The organism is Oleiphilus sp. HI0132, assembly GCF_001635845.1.
In genome coordinates this window covers 1-419 of the sequence record NZ_LWGJ01001770.1, presented here as the reverse complement: position 1 = coordinate 419, position 419 = coordinate 1, and the positions used below count along the sequence as shown (strand labels likewise).

At 43.9% G+C, this 419-nt stretch carries 1 protein-coding gene; it reads right to left on the bottom strand.

What is annotated here, in order from left to right:
- The coding region (locus A3766_RS26955) for a DUF523 domain-containing protein (RefSeq protein ID WP_156509180.1) at positions 1 to 336 on the bottom strand (336 nt) is incomplete at its 3' end.
- Positions 337 to 419 lie beyond the last annotated feature (83 nt).

Below are 419 nucleotides of genomic sequence, written 5' to 3'. Positions count from 1 at the left end.
TAGTTTGTGCTCAAAACCACTCACTAACTGATCAGTCAAGTCTTTAGAATTGTCGTCGCTAAAATTTAATTGAGGCGATTCCGGGTTGCCCGTCAGCCTCATGGTAGGTCTGGGAGTTCCAAACCCAGCAGCAACTTCTGGGCAGAAGGTTTTAAATTCGAAGTGCTTACTAAGTACATTGAGGCATAAACGAGATTGGGTATGACCGCCATTATAACGCACCTCATGACCCGCCAAACAGGCACTCAAACCTACTTGAATTGACTTCTCACCTCGGCTTTTCATAGCGTCGCTAGAAGCAGCCTTGTCGGAGACAATAACATTATGCTTTTTCATACCCATCACCCTCTTACATGCCATGCATTTTTAACAGTTCTACAAGGTATACGCGACAAGCACAAAACTAGATCATAATGACA